The 18,537-nt window shown below is 58.3% G+C and carries 11 protein-coding genes, 2 tRNA genes, 3 rRNA genes and 1 pseudogene; 15 read left to right on the top strand and 2 right to left on the bottom strand.

Annotated elements, in window-relative coordinates; translation table 11 throughout:
• Positions 1-53 precede the first annotated feature (53 nt).
• From mrcB to OU800_RS18585, 3 genes are read left to right on the top strand one after another with little or no spacing between them, the layout of a single operon-like run.
• Positions 54-2,372 carry a penicillin-binding protein 1B gene (gene mrcB / locus OU800_RS18595; RefSeq protein WP_268178818.1) on the top strand — a complete coding sequence of 773 codons (2,319 nt, stop codon included), beginning with the start codon at positions 54-56 and terminating at the stop codon, positions 2,370-2,372.
• A 40-nt stretch (positions 2,373-2,412) separates the two neighbouring features.
• Positions 2,413-3,105, top strand: a complete 693-nt coding sequence (locus tag OU800_RS18590; protein ID WP_268178817.1) for a tetratricopeptide repeat protein — start codon at positions 2,413-2,415, stop codon at positions 3,103-3,105.
• Positions 3,105-3,431: a YqcC family protein gene (locus tag OU800_RS18585; RefSeq protein ID WP_268178816.1), complete on the top strand. Its 327-nt coding sequence runs from the start codon at positions 3,105-3,107 to the stop codon at positions 3,429-3,431. Before OU800_RS18590 ends, OU800_RS18585 begins: the two co-directional genes overlap by 1 nt.
• A gap of 194 nt (positions 3,432-3,625) precedes the next feature.
• Here OU800_RS18585 and OU800_RS18580 read toward each other — a convergent pair whose 3' ends face one another.
• Complete coding sequence (locus OU800_RS18580) at positions 3,626-4,057, bottom strand: DUF4124 domain-containing protein (RefSeq protein ID WP_268178815.1); 432 nt, start codon at positions 4,055-4,057, stop codon at positions 3,626-3,628.
• Positions 4,058-4,460: 403 nt separating this feature from the next.
• On the opposite strand from OU800_RS18580, the gene OU800_RS18575 reads away from it, so the two are divergent.
• Complete coding sequence (locus OU800_RS18575) at positions 4,461-6,185, top strand: acetolactate synthase 3 large subunit (protein ID WP_268178814.1); 1,725 nt, start codon at positions 4,461-4,463, stop codon at positions 6,183-6,185.
• Position 6,186: 1 nt separating this feature from the next.
• Positions 6,187-6,678 carry an acetolactate synthase small subunit gene (gene ilvN / locus OU800_RS18570; protein WP_104728002.1) on the top strand — a complete coding sequence of 164 codons (492 nt, stop codon included), beginning with the start codon at positions 6,187-6,189 and terminating at the stop codon, positions 6,676-6,678.
• 54 nt (positions 6,679-6,732) lie between these two features.
• On the opposite strand, the gene ilvY is transcribed toward ilvN, so the two are convergent.
• Positions 6,733-7,614, bottom strand: coding sequence for an HTH-type transcriptional activator IlvY (ilvY, locus tag OU800_RS18565; protein WP_268178813.1), 882 nt, complete (start codon positions 7,612-7,614; stop codon positions 6,733-6,735).
• A 123-nt stretch (positions 7,615-7,737) separates the two neighbouring features.
• Between ilvY and ilvC the strand changes: the two genes are divergently transcribed.
• The 10 genes and pseudogenes from ilvC to OU800_RS24420 form a co-directional block, all read left to right on the top strand.
• Positions 7,738-8,754, top strand: a complete 1,017-nt coding sequence (ilvC, locus tag OU800_RS18560) for a ketol-acid reductoisomerase (RefSeq protein ID WP_268178812.1) — start codon at positions 7,738-7,740, stop codon at positions 8,752-8,754.
• Positions 8,755-8,891: 137 nt separating this feature from the next.
• Entirely contained in the window at positions 8,892-9,707 is an 816-nt protein-coding gene (gene pssA, locus OU800_RS18555; protein WP_268178811.1) for a CDP-diacylglycerol--serine O-phosphatidyltransferase, read from the top strand.
• 66 nt (positions 9,708-9,773) lie between these two features.
• Positions 9,774-10,784 carry a protein-methionine-sulfoxide reductase catalytic subunit MsrP gene (gene msrP, locus OU800_RS18550; RefSeq protein ID WP_268178810.1) on the top strand — a complete coding sequence of 337 codons (1,011 nt, stop codon included), beginning with the start codon at positions 9,774-9,776 and terminating at the stop codon, positions 10,782-10,784.
• Positions 10,784-11,410, top strand: coding sequence for a protein-methionine-sulfoxide reductase heme-binding subunit MsrQ (gene msrQ / locus OU800_RS18545; RefSeq protein ID WP_268178809.1), 627 nt, complete (start codon positions 10,784-10,786; stop codon positions 11,408-11,410). The genes msrP and msrQ overlap by 1 nt, the downstream gene beginning before the upstream one ends.
• A 553-nt stretch (positions 11,411-11,963) precedes the next feature.
• Positions 11,964-13,500: ribosomal RNA gene (locus tag OU800_RS18540) — 16S ribosomal RNA — on the top strand.
• An 85-nt stretch (positions 13,501-13,585) separates the two neighbouring features.
• A tRNA-Ile gene (locus tag OU800_RS18535) sits at positions 13,586-13,662 on the top strand.
• Between the two features lie 22 nt (positions 13,663-13,684).
• Positions 13,685-13,760, top strand: a tRNA-Ala gene (locus OU800_RS18530).
• Positions 13,761-14,017: 257 nt separating this feature from the next.
• Positions 14,018-16,910: ribosomal RNA gene (locus tag OU800_RS18525) — 23S ribosomal RNA — on the top strand.
• A gap of 138 nt (positions 16,911-17,048) precedes the next feature.
• Positions 17,049-17,164, top strand: a 5S ribosomal RNA gene (rrf, locus tag OU800_RS18520).
• Together the 16S, 23S and 5S rRNA genes with 2 tRNA genes alongside form the textbook arrangement of a ribosomal RNA operon.
• Positions 17,165-17,606: 442 nt before the next feature.
• Positions 17,607-18,380: pseudogene (locus OU800_RS24420) on the top strand (cache domain-containing protein); the annotation flags it as partial.
• Positions 18,381-18,537: the final 157 nt, after the last annotated feature.

Genomic DNA, 18,537 nt, shown 5'->3' with positions numbered 1-18,537 from the left:
AAACCATTCGGCCAGTCCTGCTGGCCCCTGTGTAAAGTGCGTATAATCCCGCCATGACTCGAAAAAGCTCCCCTCGCTCCAGCAAGAAAACCCGTTCTTCCGGCCTGCGTCCCTGGCTTGCCTGGGGCTTCAAGCTGGGCCTCGTCGGCCTGGTGATACTCGCCGGTTTCGCCGTCTATCTCGATGCCGTGGTGCAGGAGAAATTCTCCGGCAAGCGCTGGACCGTGCCGGCCAAGGTCTATGCCAGACCGCTGGAGCTGTTCGTTGGGCAGAAACTGAGCAAGGACGACTTCCTGCGCGAACTCGACGCGCTCGGCTACCGCCGCCAGAGCAGTGCCGACGGCCCTGGAGCGGTGGCCGTTGCCGGCAATACCATCGACATGTACAGCCGGGGGTTCCAGTTCTACGAGGGCGCCGAGCCCGCCCGGCAGATTCGCGTGCGCTTCTCCGGTGACTACGTGGCCGGCCTGACCCAGGCCGGTGGCGCCAACCTCGCGGTGGCGCGGCTCGAACCTCTGCTGATCGGCGGTCTCTACCCGGCGCATCAGGAGGATCGCATCCTGATCAAGATCGATCAGGTGCCGGCTTATCTGATCGATGCCCTGGTGGCCGTCGAGGATCGTGACTATTTCGAGCACTTCGGCGTATCGCCCAAGGGCATCGTCCGTGCCATCTGGATCAACGCCACCTCCGGGCGCCTGGTGCAGGGGGGTAGTACCCTGACCCAGCAGCTCGTCAAGAACTTCTACCTGACCAACGAGCGCACCCTGCTGCGCAAGGCCACTGAAGCCATGATGGCGGTGCTGCTGGAGCTGCATTACGACAAGCGCGAGATTCTCGAGGCCTACCTCAACGAGGTCTTCCTCGGCCAGGACGGCCAGCGCGCCATCCATGGTTTCGGTCTGGCCAGCCAGTATTTTTTCAGTCAGCCGATTTCCGAGCTCAAGCTGGAGCAGGTCGCGCTGCTGGTGGGCATGGTCAAGGGGCCGACCTACTTCAACCCCAGGCGCAACCCAGAGCGGGCGCTGGCACGGCGCAACCTGGTGCTCGATCTGCTCGCCGAGCAGGGTTCGATCACGCCCGAAGAGGCGGCCGCAGCCAAGCAGAAGCCACTGGGCGTGACGCAGCGTGGGCGCATGGCCGACAGTTCCTTCCCGGCCTTCCTCGATCTGGTCAAGCGCCAGTTGCGCGAGGATTACCGCGAGCAGGATCTGACCGAGGAGGGGCTACGCATCTTCACCAGTTTCGACCCCATTCTGCAGCTCAAGGCCGAGGAAGCCCTGGCTGATACGATGAAACGCCTGGCCGGCCGCAAGGGCGTGGATGAGGTGCAGGCCGGCATGGTGGTGACCAATCCGGAAACCGGCGAGATCCAGGCACTGCTCGGTAGCCGTCAGCCGCGCTTCGCCGGCTTCAACCGTGCGCTGGACGCGGTACGGCCGATCGGCTCGCTGGTCAAACCGGCCATCTACCTGTCGGCACTGGAGCGCCCGAGTCAGTACACTCTGACCAGTTGGCTCGAGGATGAGCCCTTCTCCGTGAAAGGGCAGGACGGTCAGGTGTGGACGCCGCAGAACTATGATCGCAAGGCCCATGGCAATATCTTCCTGTATCAGGGCTTGGCCAACTCCTACAACCTGTCGACGGCCAAGCTCGGCCTGGAAATCGGTGTGCCCAAGGTGCTCCAGACCCTCGAGCGCCTGGGAGTGAAACGCCAGTGGCCGGCCTATCCGTCGATGTTACTGGGGGCGGGCGCATTGACACCGATGGAAGTCACGGAGATGTACCAGACCCTGGCCAATGGCGGCTTCAACACGCCGCTGCGTGGTATTCGCAGCGTGCTGACCGCCGATGGTCAACCACTGGGCCGTTACCCGTTCAAGATCCAGCAGCGCTTCGATCCGGGGGCCATCTATCTGGTGCAGAATGCCATGCAGCGCGTCATGCGCGAGGGCACCGGGCGTTCGGTCTACAGCCAGTTGCCCAGTTCCTTGAACCTGGCCGGCAAGACCGGCACCAGCAACGACTCGCGCGATAGCTGGTTCGCCGGCTTCAGCCAGGATCTGCTGGCAGTGGTCTGGCTCGGCCGTGACGACAACGGCCCGACCCCTCTGACCGGCGCCACTGGCGCGCTGCAGGTTTGGACAGGCTTCATGCGCAAAGCCGATCCCTTGCCGCTGGACATGCCCCTGCCGGATAACGTGACCATGGCCTGGGTCGACCGCAGCACCGGGCAAGGCTCCGCTTCCGGGTGCCCGAATGCCATACAGATGCCTTATATTCGCGGCAGTGAACCGACTCCCGGCCCCGGCTGTGGCATCCAGGCACCGGTCGACTCGGTGATGGACTGGGTACGTGGCTGGCTGCAATGATCGGTCGGGCCGTTTTCACGCTTACTGAAGAGGACTGGATGTGAACAAGAAGTGGCTTGTCGCCCTGCTGACAGCGGCTCTGGGTGGTTGCAGCAGCGTGCCGCAGGGTTCGATTCCCGTGGTCGATGCCGGTACGCCGCTGTCGGCTGGGCGCATTGCCGGTGCCAGCGCACCAACGCCGGCGCAGGCGCAAACGCAACAGATCGAAGAAGACTCCGGCGTGGTGGTGATGGTGCCGCAGGGCGCCGTTTCCACGCCCCTGCAGACCGGCTCGCAGGCTGCCCCGTCCAGCGGTGGTCTGACCTTCGACGAACCACCGATCAGCGCCCCGCAGGGCAATGTCTACAGCCCGGCGCCCAGTGCGCCCAGCGGCATTCCCAGTGGCGGTGGGCTGGCGGCGGACGAACAGCTCGATGGCCCGGTACTGGCCTTGCTGACCACCGCTCAGCAGCAGCAGGGTAGCGGCGACCTCAATGGTGCCTCCTCCAGTCTCGAGCGTGCCCAGCGTATCGCCCCGCGCGAGCCGCAGGTGCTCTACCGTCTGGCCGAGGTGCGCCTGGCCCAGGGCGATGCGGCACAGGCCGAGCAGTTCGCGCGGCGTGGTCTGACCTACGCCTCGGGGCGCCCTGCCTTGCAGGCCAGCCTGTGGAACCTCATCGCCCAGGCACGCGAGCGTCAGGGCGACCCGGCAGGCGCCGCCAAGGCGCGTGAGCAAGCGCGGGTCACCCTGTGATGGATGAACGAACCGCTCAGGTTGCCGAGCAACTGCTGTTGATCGAGCGCGAGTTGCGTCAGCTAGGCTGGTGGCAGAGCGAGGCGCCCAGTGCCGAGGCACTGGCCAGCCAGGCGCCGTTCTGCGTCGATACCCTGGCCTTCGAGCAATGGTTGCAGTGGATCTTTCTGCCGCGCATGAAAATGCTGCTGGAAAGCGCCAGCCCGTTGCCGAGGGCATCGGGGATCAAGGAAATGGCCGAGATGGCCTATCGCGAGCAGCCGCACCGGGCGCGCGTGTTGCTCGAACTGCTGGGGGAGTTCGACCGCCTGCTGACACGCGCCTGATCCAGGCGCATGCCCGCCTTACTCAGACTGTGTGAAAACTACTGCGCTTGCTCATGCTGCGTTAAAAAACGGCTCGGGCGCGAGTCCGAGCTAGGCGCCCCCATCAAAAATGCTCATTTACAGCGCGTAAACTGCGCTTTTTCGCCGTTTTTTGCCTTGCCTGACCTGCGCTCGCTACGTTTTCACACGGTCTGTTACTGGCGGCAGTTCTCGTCGATGGATTTCTTCAGTTCGGCGATGCGCTTCTGGCGCTCGTCCTCGCCGATGCGGCGCAACTCGCCATCCTCACCCTCGATGCGTACGCGAGGGTTGTTTTCCAGTTGCGCAAGGTTGGTGCGGGCGCCCTCGCAGTATTTCTTGCGCTCGGCTTCCTGCTTGGCCACCTGATCCTTCACCTTCTCATCGATGGCCTGCTGCTGCCTGTCGACCTCCGGGACCGGCTCGGCAGGCGCGACAGAATGCGGTGGTGGGTTGGCCGTGTTGATGGTGGTGGCCTCCTGGCCTTGCGGTGGCTGCGCGCCGAAGTGCGTCACGCCCTTGTCGTCGACCCACTTGTACACCTGGCTGGCCAGGGTCGAGGTGCTCAGGGCGAGCAACAGACTGCCGGTAAGAATCATGAGGCGCATGCGTTTTCCTTTATCGAGCACTGCGGTACTGCTGGTTACTATAACCAAAAGCGCTGATTGTTCATCCTGCGCTGCGTCACAGGCGAGATGGAAGATATCGCCACGCATCGCTTGACTTGCCTGCGACTAACCCGAACAATCTTGCCTTCCACCGTAGTGGAGTCCGCCGCAAGCGTCCTCCAGCTCGGTGCAAAGAGGCGCTACCCGCGCCGAACCGTGACACCCGCAACGCGTTACCTCGCGCTGGGAGGTTCAGCCCCGCAAGACCATGGGCTGTTCCGTTACTCGTCTAGCAGATGTTCCGAATCCACGATCACCGTCGTGCATGTCCGCTGACAGTAAGACCTACTTAAAGGGCCGCTCGTCTGTCGGGTGGCACACTGGCGTTCAAGAGGTGAAAAACGTGGAGCTCTTATCTGGCGCTGAAATGGTCGTCCGCTTCCTGCGTGACGAAGGCGTTAAGTACATCTATGGGTACCCGGGTGGTGCCCTCCTGCATATCTACGATGCCCTGTTCAAGGAACCGGAAGTGACTCACGTCCTGGTTCGCCACGAGCAGGCCGCGACCCACATGGCAGATGGTTATGCCCGCGCCACCGGCAAGGCCGGCGTGGTGCTGGTGACTTCCGGCCCGGGTGCGACCAATGCCATCACCGGTATCGCCACGGCTTACATGGACTCGATTCCCATGGTGGTGATTTCCGGTCAGGTGCCGAGCAACATGGTCGGTACCGATGCCTTCCAGGAAACCGACATGGTCGGTATCTCCCGGCCGATCGTGAAGCACAGCTTCATCATCAAGCACCCGGCGGAAATTCCCGAGGTGCTGAAAAAGGCGTTCTACCTCGCCGAGTCCGGTCGTCCCGGCCCGGTGGTGGTCGACATTCCCAAGGACATGGGCGATCCAACCCAGAAGTTCGAGTACGTCTATCCGAAGAAGGTCAAGCTGCGCTCCTACAGCCCGGCCGTACGTGGTCATTCCGGGCAGATCCGCAAGGCAGCCGAGATGGTACTGGCGGCCAAGCGCCCGGTGCTGTACTCCGGTGGTGGCGTGATCATGGGCAATGCCTCCGCGCCGCTGACCGAGCTGGCGCAGATGCTCAACCTGCCGGTGACCAATACCCTGATGGGCCTGGGTGGTTACCCCGGCACCGATCGCCAGTTCCTCGGCATGCTCGGCATGCACGGCAGCTACACCGCCAACCTGGCGATGCACCATGCCGACGTGATCCTGGCCGTTGGTGCGCGTTTCGATGACCGGGTGATCAACGGCGCGGCCAAGTTCTGCCCGAATGCCAAGATCATCCACATCGACATCGACCCGGCCTCGATCTCCAAGACCATCAAGGCCGATATTCCGATCGTCGGCCCGGTGGATAGCGTGCTGACCGAGATGGTCGCCATCCTCAAGGAAATCGGCGAAACCCCGAACAAGGACACGGTTGCTAGCTGGTGGAAGCAGATCGACGAGTGGCGCGGCAGTGGCCGTCTGTTCCCCTACAACGAGGGCGACGGTTCGATCATCAAGCCGCAGGCCGTGATCGAGACCCTCTGCGAAGTGACCAAAGGCGATGCCTTCATCACCTCCGACGTGGGCCAGCACCAGATGTTCGCGGCGCAGTACTACCGCTTCAACAAACCCAACCGCTGGATCAACTCCGGTGGCCTGGGCACCATGGGCTTCGGTTTCCCGGCGGCGATGGGCGTCAAGATGAATTTCCCGGAGGCCGACGTAGCTTGCGTGACCGGCGAAGGCAGCATCCAGATGAACATCCAGGAGCTGTCGACCTGCCTGCAGTACGACCTGCCGGTGAAGATCGTCAACCTGAACAACGGCGCGCTGGGCATGGTTCGCCAGTGGCAGGACATGCAGTACAGCAGTCGCTACTCGCACTCCTACATGGAGTCGCTGCCTGACTTCGTCAAGCTGGCCGAGGCCTATGGGCATGTGGGCATGCGCATCACCGAGCTGAAAGATCTCAAGCCGGGTCTCGAAGAGGCCTTCGCACTGAAGAATCGCCTGGTGTTCCTCGATATCGCAGTGGATACCAGCGAGCACGTCTACCCCATGCAGATTCGGGATGGCGCAATGCGTGACATGTGGCTGAGCAAGACGGAGCGGACCTAACATGCGACACATCATTTCCCTGCTGTTGGAAAACGAGCCGGGTGCACTGTCCCGCGTGGTCGGTCTGTTCTCCCAGCGTAACTACAACATCGAAAGCCTCACCGTTGCGCCGACCGAGGATCCGACGCTGTCGCGCCTGACCCTGACCACGGTCGGTCATGACGAGGTGATCGAGCAGATCACCAAGAACCTCAACAAGCTGGTCGAGGTGGTCAAGCTGGTCAACCTGTCGGAAAGCGCCCATATCGAGCGCGAGCTGATGCTGGTGAAGATCAAGGCCACCGGCGCCCAGCGTGCTGAGGTCAAGCGCACCACTGACATCTTCCGCGGCCAGATCGTGGATGTGACCAGCAGCGTGTATACCGTGCAGCTGACCGGCACCAGCGACAAGCTGGACAGCTTCATCCAGGCAGTCGGCACTGCGTCGATCCTGGAAACCGTGCGTAGCGGTGTCACTGGCATCGCCCGTGGCGACAAGGTACTGAGTATCTGATCGCTACGGCTAAAGAGAGCCCCGCCTGGTGCGGGGCTTTTTATTGCCTGAAAGTCAGCTTTGACGATTCCAGAAAGCCGCGATCAGCGGATCCTTTAGACGTTTCTCCAGCGCGAACAGGCCAATGTCATAAGCGGTGAGCGGTGGTTGGATGTCGTAGATACGGATGCGGGCAGTCAACGGGCTGTTGTCCAGAACGATCTGCGGCACCACGCCGATGCCGAAACCCAGGCTGACCATGCTGACGATGGCTTCGTTGCCGCTGACCTGGGCATAGATACGCGGCTTGATGTTGTGGCGCTTCAGCCAGCGATCGGTGCGCGTCCGTGCCAGGCCTTCCTCCGAAAGAATCATCGGCACGTCCTTCCAGCTCTGCGCTGTCGGCTGCCGAAGCTGTTCCTCGTTCAACAGTTGCGGCGCTTGCGGGCCGATAAAGCGCAACTCCGAACGGGTAATCGACTGAAACTCCACGCCGGCTGGCAGGCTATCGGGGAGGGCGCCAATGGCCAGATCCTCCAGGCCCTGCTGCACGCGCTCGACGGCTTTCGCCGGATCGCCGGTATGCAGCTTCATTTCGATGCGTGGGTAGTCCTGGCGGAAGTTGCTGAGGATGTCATAGAGGAAGCTGTAGCTCGCGGTCACTGAGCAATACAGCGACAGCTCGCCATGCAGGTTCAACTGATCCTGCATGAAGGTCTGACGGATGGCCTGCCAGCCATTCATGACCTCGCTCGCGTATTCGCGGAACTGCTGACCCTCGCGGGTCAGGCGAACCGAGCGATTGTCGCGGACGAATAGGGTGGCACCCAGTTCGGCCTCGAGCTGCTTGATGCTGCGGCTCAGTGCTGAAGGGCTGACGTGCAGTTCGCGGCTGGTTTTGCCGAAGTGCAGGTTGTCTGCCAGGGAGAGAAAGAGTCTGAGGGAGTGACTGTCCATTACGTTTCGTATATCGGCATGTCGTGTTGCAAATATATCATTTTACGCAATGGTTCAGATCACATAAGGTGCTTGGGTCGCGGTGCCAGCACCCATTCCTTTCGATTCAGAAGAGCCAGAAACATGAAAGTTTATTACGACAAAGATTGCGACCTCTCCATCATCCAGGGCAAGAAAGTCGCCATCATCGGTTATGGCTCCCAGGGCCATGCCCAGGCCTGCAACCTGAAGGACTCCGGTGTCGACGTCACCATCGGCCTGCGCAAAGGCTCCGCCACCGTTGCCAAGGCTGAAGCTCATGGCCTGAAAGTGACCGACGTTGCCAGCGCCGTTGCCGCTGCCGACCTGGTCATGATCCTCACCCCGGACGAGTTCCAGGGCCAGCTGTACAAGAACGAGATCGAGCCGAACATCAAGAAGGGCGCTACCCTGGCCTTCTCTCACGGCTTCGCCATCCACTACAACCAGGTCGTTCCGCGTGCCGACCTCGACGTGATCATGATCGCGCCGAAGGCCCCGGGCCACACCGTACGTACCGAGTTCGTCAAGGGCGGCGGTATCCCTGACCTGATCGCCGTTTATCAGGACGCCTCCGGCAACGCCAAGAACGTCGCCCTGTCCTACGCTTCGGGCGTGGGCGGCGGCCGTACCGGCATCATCGAAACCACCTTCAAGGACGAGACCGAAACCGACCTGTTCGGTGAGCAGGCCGTGCTCTGCGGCGGTACCGTCGAACTGGTCAAGGCCGGTTTCGAGACCCTGGTCGAAGCTGGCTACGCGCCGGAAATGGCCTACTTCGAGTGCCTGCACGAGCTGAAGCTGATCGTCGATCTGATGTTCGAGGGCGGTATCGCCAACATGAACTACTCGATCTCCAACAACGCCGAGTACGGTGAGTACGTCACCGGCCCGGAAGTGATCAACGCCGAATCCCGTGCTGCCATGCGTAACGCTCTGAAGCGCATCCAGAACGGCGAATACGCCAAGATGTTCATCACCGAAGGCGCCGCCAACTACCCGTCGATGACAGCCTATCGCCGCAACAATGCCGCTCACGGCATCGAAGTGGTCGGTGAGAAGCTGCGTGCGATGATGCCGTGGATCGCTGCCAACAAGATCGTCGACAAGACCAAGAACTAAGGTCTGCGATGTGCGAAAGAACGCGGCTTTATGCCGCGTTTTTTCATTCTGCGGCAAGGCTCTGGTATAAAGCCTGGGCGTCGGGGCTGCTGCAAGGGTCGCCGGCCATTCTTCAAATCCGTAGCAAGGTGTTGTTCATGAGTGAAGGTCACGAAGAGCCGAAGCGGTCGGGCGAGGATATCGAAAGCCTGCTGCCCATCGACGAGCATGTGGAAGAGGGGCACGACGCCGAAGGGCGCAAGGTGCGCCATCGCGGCATCTACCTGCTGCCGAACCTGTTCACCACGGCCAATCTGTTCGCCGGGTTCTACTCCATCATCAACGCGATGAACGGCAACTTCTACGTCGCGGCTGCGACCGTGTTCGTGGCCATGGTGCTGGACAGCCTGGATGGGCGTGTCGCCCGTCTGACCAACACGCAAAGCGCGTTCGGTGCCGAATACGACTCCCTTTCCGATATGGTCGCCTTCGGCGTCGCGCCGGCATTGCTCGCCTTCGAGTGGGCGCTGGGCAGCCTGGGTAAGGTGGGCTGGATGGTCGCCTTCATCTATGTGGCCGGCGCTGCCTTGCGCCTGGCGCGCTTCAATACCCAGATCGGCAGTGTCGACAAGCGCTACTTCATCGGCCTGGCCAGCCCGGCGGCGGCCGGTGTGGTTGCCGGCACCGTGTGGGCCTTCAGCGATTTCGGCATTCAGGGTTCCAACATGGCCTTCCTCGTGGCGCTGCTGGTCGCCGCTGCGGGCTGCCTGATGGTCAGCAACATCAAGTACTACAGCTTCAAGGATCTCGACCTGAAAGGCCGTGTGCCTTTCGTCGCCATTCTGGTCGTGGTGCTGGTCTTCGCGGTGGTGTTCAGTGACCCGCCACGCATCCTGCTGCTGATCTTCACGGCTTATGCCGTCTCCGGGCCGATCCAGTACCTGTTGCAGCTACGTCGTCGCAAAACCCAGTGACGCTGTAATTTCTTCCGCGCTCCGTGGTCTACAGTTCGTTTCTAGAACCGTAGTCGCGGAGTTGCCATGCTCATCCGAGTCCCTCCTTCTTCTCGGGCCCTTGAGTCCGAAGTTACCCCTGAGTCCGTCTATCTTTCTCGGCGTAAGCTGATGCAGGGCTCGCTGGCCTTGGCGGGGCTGGCTGCCATGCCGGGGTGGGTGCGCGCCGATACGCCGGGAACCTATGCCGATGTGGCGCCTGCCCAGGCGCCTGACTGGTTCCAGAGCAAGCTGGCAGGTACGCGCTGGCAGGCGGTGACTGCGCAGGGTGAGAGCATCACCCCTTTCAGGGACGCGACGCACTACAACAACTTCTACGAGTTCGGCACGGGCAAGGGCGACCCGGCGGCCAATGCCGGTAAGCTGCAGATCGAGCCCTGGACGGTGATGGTCGATGGCGAAGTGGCCAAGCCGGGCCGCTATGCCATCGAGGATCTGGTCAAGCCCCATGCCTTCGAGGAGCGCATCTATCGGCTGCGTTGCGTCGAGGCCTGGTCCATGGTCATTCCTTGGTTGGGCTTTCCCCTGGCTGATCTGCTCAAGCAGGTCGAACCCACTTCCGCGGCGCGCTACGTGCGCTTCGAGACACTGGTGGATGCTGAGCACATGCCCGGACAGCGCTCGGGCTTCTCCCTGATCGACTGGCCTTATGTGGAAGGTCTGCGCATGGATGAGGCCATGCACCCGCTGGCCTTCATGGCGGTGGGCATGTATGGGCGCGTGCTGCCCAACCAGAACGGCGCTCCGCTGCGCCTGGTGGTGCCGTGGAAATACGGCTTCAAGAGCATCAAGTCCATCGTTCGCATCAGTCTGGTGGAGGAGGCGCCCAAGACCACCTGGGAGCGTATCGCGCCGAACGAGTATGGCTTCTATGCCAACGTCAATCCGCAGGTGGATCATCCACGCTGGTCGCAGGCCACCGAGCGGCGCTTGCCCAGTGGCCTGTTCAGTCCGAACGTGATCGATACCCGGATGTTCAATGGTTATGACGAAGTGGCCGGGCTTTACGCTGGCATGGATCTGAGGAAGTACTACTGATGCGGTATCCGTTGTGGCGTGTCGCTGTGTTCGTAGTGGCCCTGCTGCCGCCATCGTACTGGTTGTATCTGGCCATGTTCGGGTTGCTGGGGCCTGATCCCGGCAAGGTGCTGGTAGACAACCTCGGGCTCGGCGGGTTGATCCTGCTGTTGATCACTCTGGCCATGACGCCGCTGCAGCAGCTTACTCGCTGGGGCGGTTGGATCGCCGTGCGGCGACAGTTGGGGTTGTGGTGCTTCGCCTACGTCGCCCTGCACCTGTCGGGGTACCTGCTATTCATCGCCGGGCTGCGTTTGGATTCGGTGTTGCGTGACCTTACTGAGCGCCCCTACATCATCGTGGGAGCCTTGGCCTTTATCGGCCTGGTGGTGCTGGCCGTGACCTCCAACCGTTTCAGCATCAGGAAGCTCGGGCGCAAGTGGAAGGCATTGCATCGTCTGGTCTACCTGATTCTGCTGTTGGCGTTGCTGCATATGCTCTGGGTGGTGCGCGCGGATCTGGGCGAGTGGCTCGTCTATGCCTTGCTGGGCGGCGCCTTGCTGCTGATGCGCCTGCCGGTGGTGGCAAGTGGAATGCAGCGGCTTGGCAGCGCCTGGCGAGATAATGCAAAGAAAATTGCAATTTAAGCTTGACGCGCATGCTGCTGGCGGTAGAATGCGCGCCACTTCAGCGCTGAAGCGCTTCAAAAACTGCTTGTTAATCAATAAGTTAAGTTAAATGAAGGGCTTGCAAAGCTGGATCTGGCGTGTAGAATGCGCGCCGGTCGACAGGGCGGTGGTTGAGTCTTGTTGGTGGTTCGGTCGAATGGATCGAAAGCGGTTTGAAAGAGGTGGTTGACAGCGGTTTTGAACGCTGTAGAATGCGCCTCCCGCTGGAGAGAAGAAGTTCTGATCGAAGGCGCAAGTGGTTGAGTAGAAAGGAAAAATTCTTTTGAAAACGACTTGACAGAAAGAAGGGCTGCTGTAGAATGCGCGGCCTGGTTGAGGCGAGAGGCTTAACCAACTGTTCTTTAACAACTGAATCAAGCAATTCGTGTGGGTGCTTGTGAGGTAAGCCTGATAGTCGACAGATTATCAGCATCACAAAGCAACACTCGTGAATTCGAGAGTTACTCTTTTAAGTAAGAGATTTGCGATTGCTGAGCCAAGTTTAGGGTTTTCTCAAAACCCAAGCAGTATTGAACTGAAGAGTTTGATCATGGCTCAGATTGAACGCTGGCGGCAGGCCTAACACATGCAAGTCGAGCGGATGAGAGGAGCTTGCTCCTTGATTTAGCGGCGGACGGGTGAGTAATGCCTAGGAATCTGCCTGGTAGTGGGGGATAACGTTCCGAAAGGAACGCTAATACCGCATACGTCCTACGGGAGAAAGCAGGGGACCTTCGGGCCTTGCGCTATCAGATGAGCCTAGGTCGGATTAGCTAGTTGGTGAGGTAATGGCTCACCAAGGCGACGATCCGTAACTGGTCTGAGAGGATGATCAGTCACACTGGAACTGAGACACGGTCCAGACTCCTACGGGAGGCAGCAGTGGGGAATATTGGACAATGGGCGAAAGCCTGATCCAGCCATGCCGCGTGTGTGAAGAAGGTCTTCGGATTGTAAAGCACTTTAAGTTGGGAGGAAGGGTTGTACGTTAATACCGTGCAATTTTGACGTTACCGACAGAATAAGCACCGGCTAACTTCGTGCCAGCAGCCGCGGTAATACGAAGGGTGCAAGCGTTAATCGGAATTACTGGGCGTAAAGCGCGCGTAGGTGGTTCGTTAAGTTGGATGTGAAAGCCCCGGGCTCAACCTGGGAACTGCATCCAAAACTGGCGAGCTAGAGTACGGTAGAGGGTGGTGGAATTTCCTGTGTAGCGGTGAAATGCGTAGATATAGGAAGGAACACCAGTGGCGAAGGCGACCACCTGGACTGATACTGACACTGAGGTGCGAAAGCGTGGGGAGCAAACAGGATTAGATACCCTGGTAGTCCACGCCGTAAACGATGTCAACTAGCCGTTGGAATCCTTGAGATTTTAGTGGCGCAGCTAACGCATTAAGTTGACCGCCTGGGGAGTACGGCCGCAAGGTTAAAACTCAAATGAATTGACGGGGGCCCGCACAAGCGGTGGAGCATGTGGTTTAATTCGAAGCAACGCGAAGAACCTTACCTGGCCTTGACATGCTGAGAACTTTCCAGAGATGGATTGGTGCCTTCGGGAACTCAGACACAGGTGCTGCATGGCTGTCGTCAGCTCGTGTCGTGAGATGTTGGGTTAAGTCCCGTAACGAGCGCAACCCTTGTCCTTAGTTACCAGCACGTTATGGTGGGCACTCTAAGGAGACTGCCGGTGACAAACCGGAGGAAGGTGGGGATGACGTCAAGTCATCATGGCCCTTACGGCCAGGGCTACACACGTGCTACAATGGTCGGTACAAAGGGTTGCCAAGCCGCGAGGTGGAGCTAATCCCATAAAACCGATCGTAGTCCGGATCGCAGTCTGCAACTCGACTGCGTGAAGTCGGAATCGCTAGTAATCGTGAATCAGAATGTCACGGTGAATACGTTCCCGGGCCTTGTACACACCGCCCGTCACACCATGGGAGTGGGTTGCTCCAGAAGTAGCTAGTCTAACCTTCGGGGGGACGGTTACCACGGAGTGATTCATGACTGGGGTGAAGTCGTAACAAGGTAGCCGTAGGGGAACCTGCGGCTGGATCACCTCCTTAATCGAAGACATCAGCTTCTTCATAAGTTCCCACACGAATTGCTTGATTCATAGTCGAAGACGATGCTGTAACGCGACCCTGTTATAGGTCTGTAGCTCAGTTGGTTAGAGCGCACCCCTGATAAGGGTGAGGTCGGCAGTTCAAATCTGCCCAGACCTACCAATTGCTTGGTGCAGAAGATTACGGGGCCATAGCTCAGCTGGGAGAGCGCCTGCTTTGCACGCAGGAGGTCAGCGGTTCGATCCCGCTTGGCTCCACCACTCTCGCGCGTTGCGGTAGAAGGAAAGAGTTCAGAAATGAGCGCTTCAGGGTAGACCTGTTGAGTGCTGATTTCTGGTCTTTTGACCGGTAGAAACATCGTTCTTTAAAAATTTGGATATGTGATAGAAGTGACTGATTGATTGCTTTCACTGGCAATTGATCTGGTCAAGGTAAAATTTGTAGTTCTCAAGACGCAAATTTTCGGCGAATGTCGTCTTCACGATTGAGACAGTAACCAGATTGCTTGGGGTTATATGGTCAAGTGAAGAAGCGCATACGGTGGATGCCTTGGCAGTCAGAGGCGATGAAAGACGTGGTAGCCTGCGAAAAGCTTTGGGGAGTCGGCAAACAGACTGTGATCCAGAGATGTCTGAATGGGGGAACCCACCTAGGATAACCTAGGTATCTTGTACTGAATCCATAGGTGCAAGAGGCGAACCAGGGGAACTGAAACATCTAAGTACCCTGAGGAAAAGAAATCAACCGAGATTCCCTAAGTAGTGGCGAGCGAACGGGGACTAGCCCTTAAGTTGATTTGAGTGTAGTGGAAGGCTCTGGAAAGTGCCGCCGTAGTGGGTGATAGCCCCGTACACGAAACGCTCTTATCAATGAAATCGAGTAGGACGGGGCACGAGAAACCTTGTCTGAACATGGGGGGACCATCCTCCAAGGCTAAATACTACTGACTGACCGATAGTGAACCAGTACCGTGAGGGAAAGGCGAAAAGAACCCCGGAGAGGGGAGTGAAATAGAACCTGAAACCGTATGCGTACAAGCAGTGGGAGCCTACTTTGTTGGGTGACTGCGTACCTTTTGTATAATGGGTCAGCGACTTATATTCAGTGGCGAGCTTAACCGAATAGGGGAGGCGTAGCGAAAGCGAGTCTTAATAGGGCGCTTTAGTCGCTGGGTATAGACCCGAAACCGGGCGATCTATCCATGGGCAGGTTGAAGGTTAGGTAACACTGACTGGAGGACCGAACCGACTACCGTTGAAAAGTTAGCGGATGACCTGTGGATCGGAGTGAAAGGCTAATCAAGCTCGGAGATAGCTGGTTCTCCTCGAAAGCTATTTAGGTAGCGCCTCGTGTATCACTGCTGGGGGTAGAGCACTGTTTCGGCTAGGGGGTCATCCCGACTTACCAAACCGATGCAAACTCCGAATACCAGCAAGTGTCAGCACGGGAGACACACGGCGGGTGCTAACGTCCGTCGTGAAAAGGGAAACAACCCAGACCGTCAGCTAAGGTCCCAAAGTTATGGTTAAGTGGGAAACGATGTGGGAAGGCTTAGACAGCTAGGAGGTTGGCTTAGAAGCAGCCATCCTTTAAAGAAAGCGTAATAGCTCACTAGTCGAGTCGGCCTGCGCGGAAGATGTAACGGGGCTCAAACCATACACCGAAGCTACGGGTTCATCCTTTGGATGAGCGGTAGAGGAGCGTTCTGTAAGCCTGTGAAGGTGAGTTGAGAAGCTTGCTGGAGGTATCAGAAGTGCGAATGCTGACATGAGTAACGACAATGCGAGTGAAAAACTCGCACGCCGAAAGACCAAGGTTTCCTGCGCAACGTTAATCGACGCAGGGTGAGTCGGCCCCTAAGGCGAGGCAGAAATGCGTAGTCGATGGGAAACGGGTTAATATTCCCGTACTTCTAGTTACTGCGATGGAGGGACGGAGAAGGCTAGGCCAGCACGGCGTTGGTTGTCCGTGTTTAAGGCGGTAGGCTGGTTTCTTAGGTAAATCCGGGAGATCAAGGCCGAGAGCTGATGACGAGCGTTCTTTTAGAATGCGAAGTGGTTGATGCCATGCTTCCAGGAAAAGCTTCTAAGCTTCAGGTAACTAGGAACCGTACCCCAAACCGACACAGGTGGTTAGGTAGAGAATACCAAGGCGCTTGAGAGAACTCGGGTGAAGGAACTAGGCAAAATGGCACCGTAACTTCGGGAGAAGGTGCGCCGGTGAGGGTGAAGCATTTACTGCGTAAGCCCATGCCGGTCGAAGATACCAGGCCGCTGCGACTGTTTATTAAAAACACAGCACTCTGCAAACACGAAAGTGGACGTATAGGGTGTGACGCCTGCCCGGTGCCGGAAGGTTAATTGATGGGGTTAGCGCAAGCGAAGCTCTTGATCGAAGCCCCGGTAAACGGCGGCCGTAACTATAACGGTCCTAAGGTAGCGAAATTCCTTGTCGGGTAAGTTCCGACCTGCACGAATGGCGTAACGATGGCGGCGCTGTCTCCACCCGAGACTCAGTGAAATTGAAATCGCTGTGAAGATGCAGTGTATCCGCGGCTAGACGGAAAGACCCCGTGAACCTTTACTATAGCTTTGCACTGGACTTTGAGCTTGCTTGTGTAGGATAGGTGGGAGGCTTTGAAGTGGGGACGCCAGTTCTCATGGAGCCATCCTTGAAATACCACCCTGGCAACCTTGAGGTTCTAACTCTGGCCCGTCATCCGGGTCGAGGACAGTGTATGGTGGGTAGTTTGACTGGGGCGGTCTCCTCCCAAAGAGTAACGGAGGAGTACGAAGGTGCGCTCAGACCGGTCGGAAATCGGTCGTAGAGTATAAAGGCAAAAGCGCGCTTGACTGCGAGACAGACACGTCGAGCAGGTACGAAAGTAGGTCTTAGTGATCCGGTGGTTCTGTATGGAAGGGCCATCGCTCAACGGATAAAAGGTACTCCGGGGATAACAGGCTGATACCGCCCAAGAGTTCATATCGACGGCGGTGTTTGGCACCTCGATGTCGGCTCATCACATCCTGGGGCTGAAGCCGGTCCCAAGGGTATGGCTGTTCGCCATTTAAAGTGGTACGCGAGCTGGGTTTAGAACGTCGTGAGACAGTTCGGTCCCTATCTGCCGTGGACGTTTGAGATTTGAGAGGGGCTGACCTTAGTACGAGAGGACCGGGTTGGACGAACCTCTGGTGTTCCGGTTGTCACGCCAGTGGCACTGCCGGGTAGCTATGTTCGGAAGAGATAACCGCTGAAAGCATCTAAGCGGGAAACTTGCCTCAAGATGAGATCTCACTGGAGCCTCGAGCTCCCTAAAGGGCCGTCGGAGACTACGACGTTGATAGGTTGGGTGTGTAAGCGCTGTGAGGCGTTGAGCTAACCAATACTAATTGCCCGTGAGGCTTGACCATATAACACCCAAACAATCTGCCCTCGTGCAGAGGGTGTCGATGGTGAAGTCGACAGAAAGCCGAAAATTTGCAAGAACTACAAAGCTTCTATCACGTATCCAGGGGATAGCGTCTAACGACGAGATCCCAACCGAATTGCTTGACGACCATAGAGCGTTGGAACCACCTGATCCCATCCCGAACTCAGTAGTGAAACGACGCATCGCCGATGGTAGTGTGGTGCTTCACCATGTGAGAGTAGGTCATCGTCAAGCTCCTATACGAACGCCCTGATCAGGTAACTGGTCAGGGCGTTCTTCTATGTGCGCGAAAAATGGCAGGTGGCGGTGAGAGTCCCGGAGTGCCGGCCAGATCATCGTCAAGCTCCTATACGAAACCCCAGATCGCCAACGCGGTCTGGGGTTTCTTCTTTGCGCCGGGAAAAGCCGAAGCCTGGCGTAGGGTGCGCTGTGCGCACCGAATCACTGGGCTCATGGCCATGTGCGCGCGGCGCACCCTACGCTGACTGCGCAATGAAAAGGCCACCTTGAAGGTGGCCTTGGTGTATCTGGGGGCTGATCAATCTTGGCCGTCATTCGTGCGTCTCTTTAGCCTCATGACCGCGGATTATTTCTGCGTAAACCTTTACCGAGATAAAGATTTATTCGGGTAAAGCCGATATATTGGCGTCCTAAATCCAATGTTCAGGGCCATGCCATGAAATGGAATATTCGCAATAAAGTCCTGTTGTTATCGCTCATCCCAGCCTTTCTCACTGCCCTTGTCGTACAGTTACTGGCTTTCTCCGAACAACAGTCCTTGAGCCAGCGTAGTCTCGAGGAGACTAGAGAAACCTTGTTGAAAACGCGCAAGGACGAGTTACTAAGCTATTTGGATATTGCTTTTAGCGCGATCAAACCGCTCTATGACAGTCCAGATGCGCAAACGCCCGAGGTCATGAAACAGGCGGCTGATCAGCTACGAGAGCTACGCTATGGCTCTGACGGCTATTTTTTTGGCTACAACGACAAAGGTGATCGCATCTTTCTTGCCGGGAAAGATGAGGGCAAGAATTTCTGGGATCTGCAAGATACCCAAGGCTCTTACCTGATTCGCGAGCTCATTGCTGCTGCCAAGCGCGGCGGTGATTTCGTGACGTACTACTTTCCGCGCCCTGGTAGCGATACGACCTCCTACCCAAAGTTGTCCTACTCCCGCTATCTGGAGAAATGGGGTTGGACGGTGGGGGCGGGTTTTTATATCGATGGGGTCGACAGGCTGATCGATGAGCAACTGCAGCAACAACAGAAAGCGCTGGACGAGCTGCGCCTGAAGCAGTGGCTGACTCTGGCTGTTCTCTTGGCGGTGCTTGCGGGGCTGGCCGTATGGGTAGCTGCGTCGATCGTGCGGCCGATACGTCAGCTCACGAGCAATTTGCAATTGCTGGCCTCGGAGGAGGGCGATCTGACTCACCATCTGCCTGTCGATGGCAACGAAGAAACTGCGTCGATGGCCGGTGCCTTCAACCTCTTCGTGGGCAAGATTCGTGACATGATTCTGGAGCTGACGCGTTGCGTGCATGCTCTGCAGGAGCGTAACGAGCAACTGCGCATGAGCACCCAGCAGGCCGCTGATGCCTTGGTGCGCC

It is taken from the genome of Pseudomonas sp. GOM7, assembly GCF_026723825.1.
In the GTDB taxonomy this organism is placed as follows: Bacteria; Pseudomonadota; Gammaproteobacteria; order Pseudomonadales; family Pseudomonadaceae; genus Aquipseudomonas.
The sequence above is the reverse complement of the archived record's forward strand: the minus strand, read 5'-3'. Positions and strand labels throughout refer to the sequence as shown.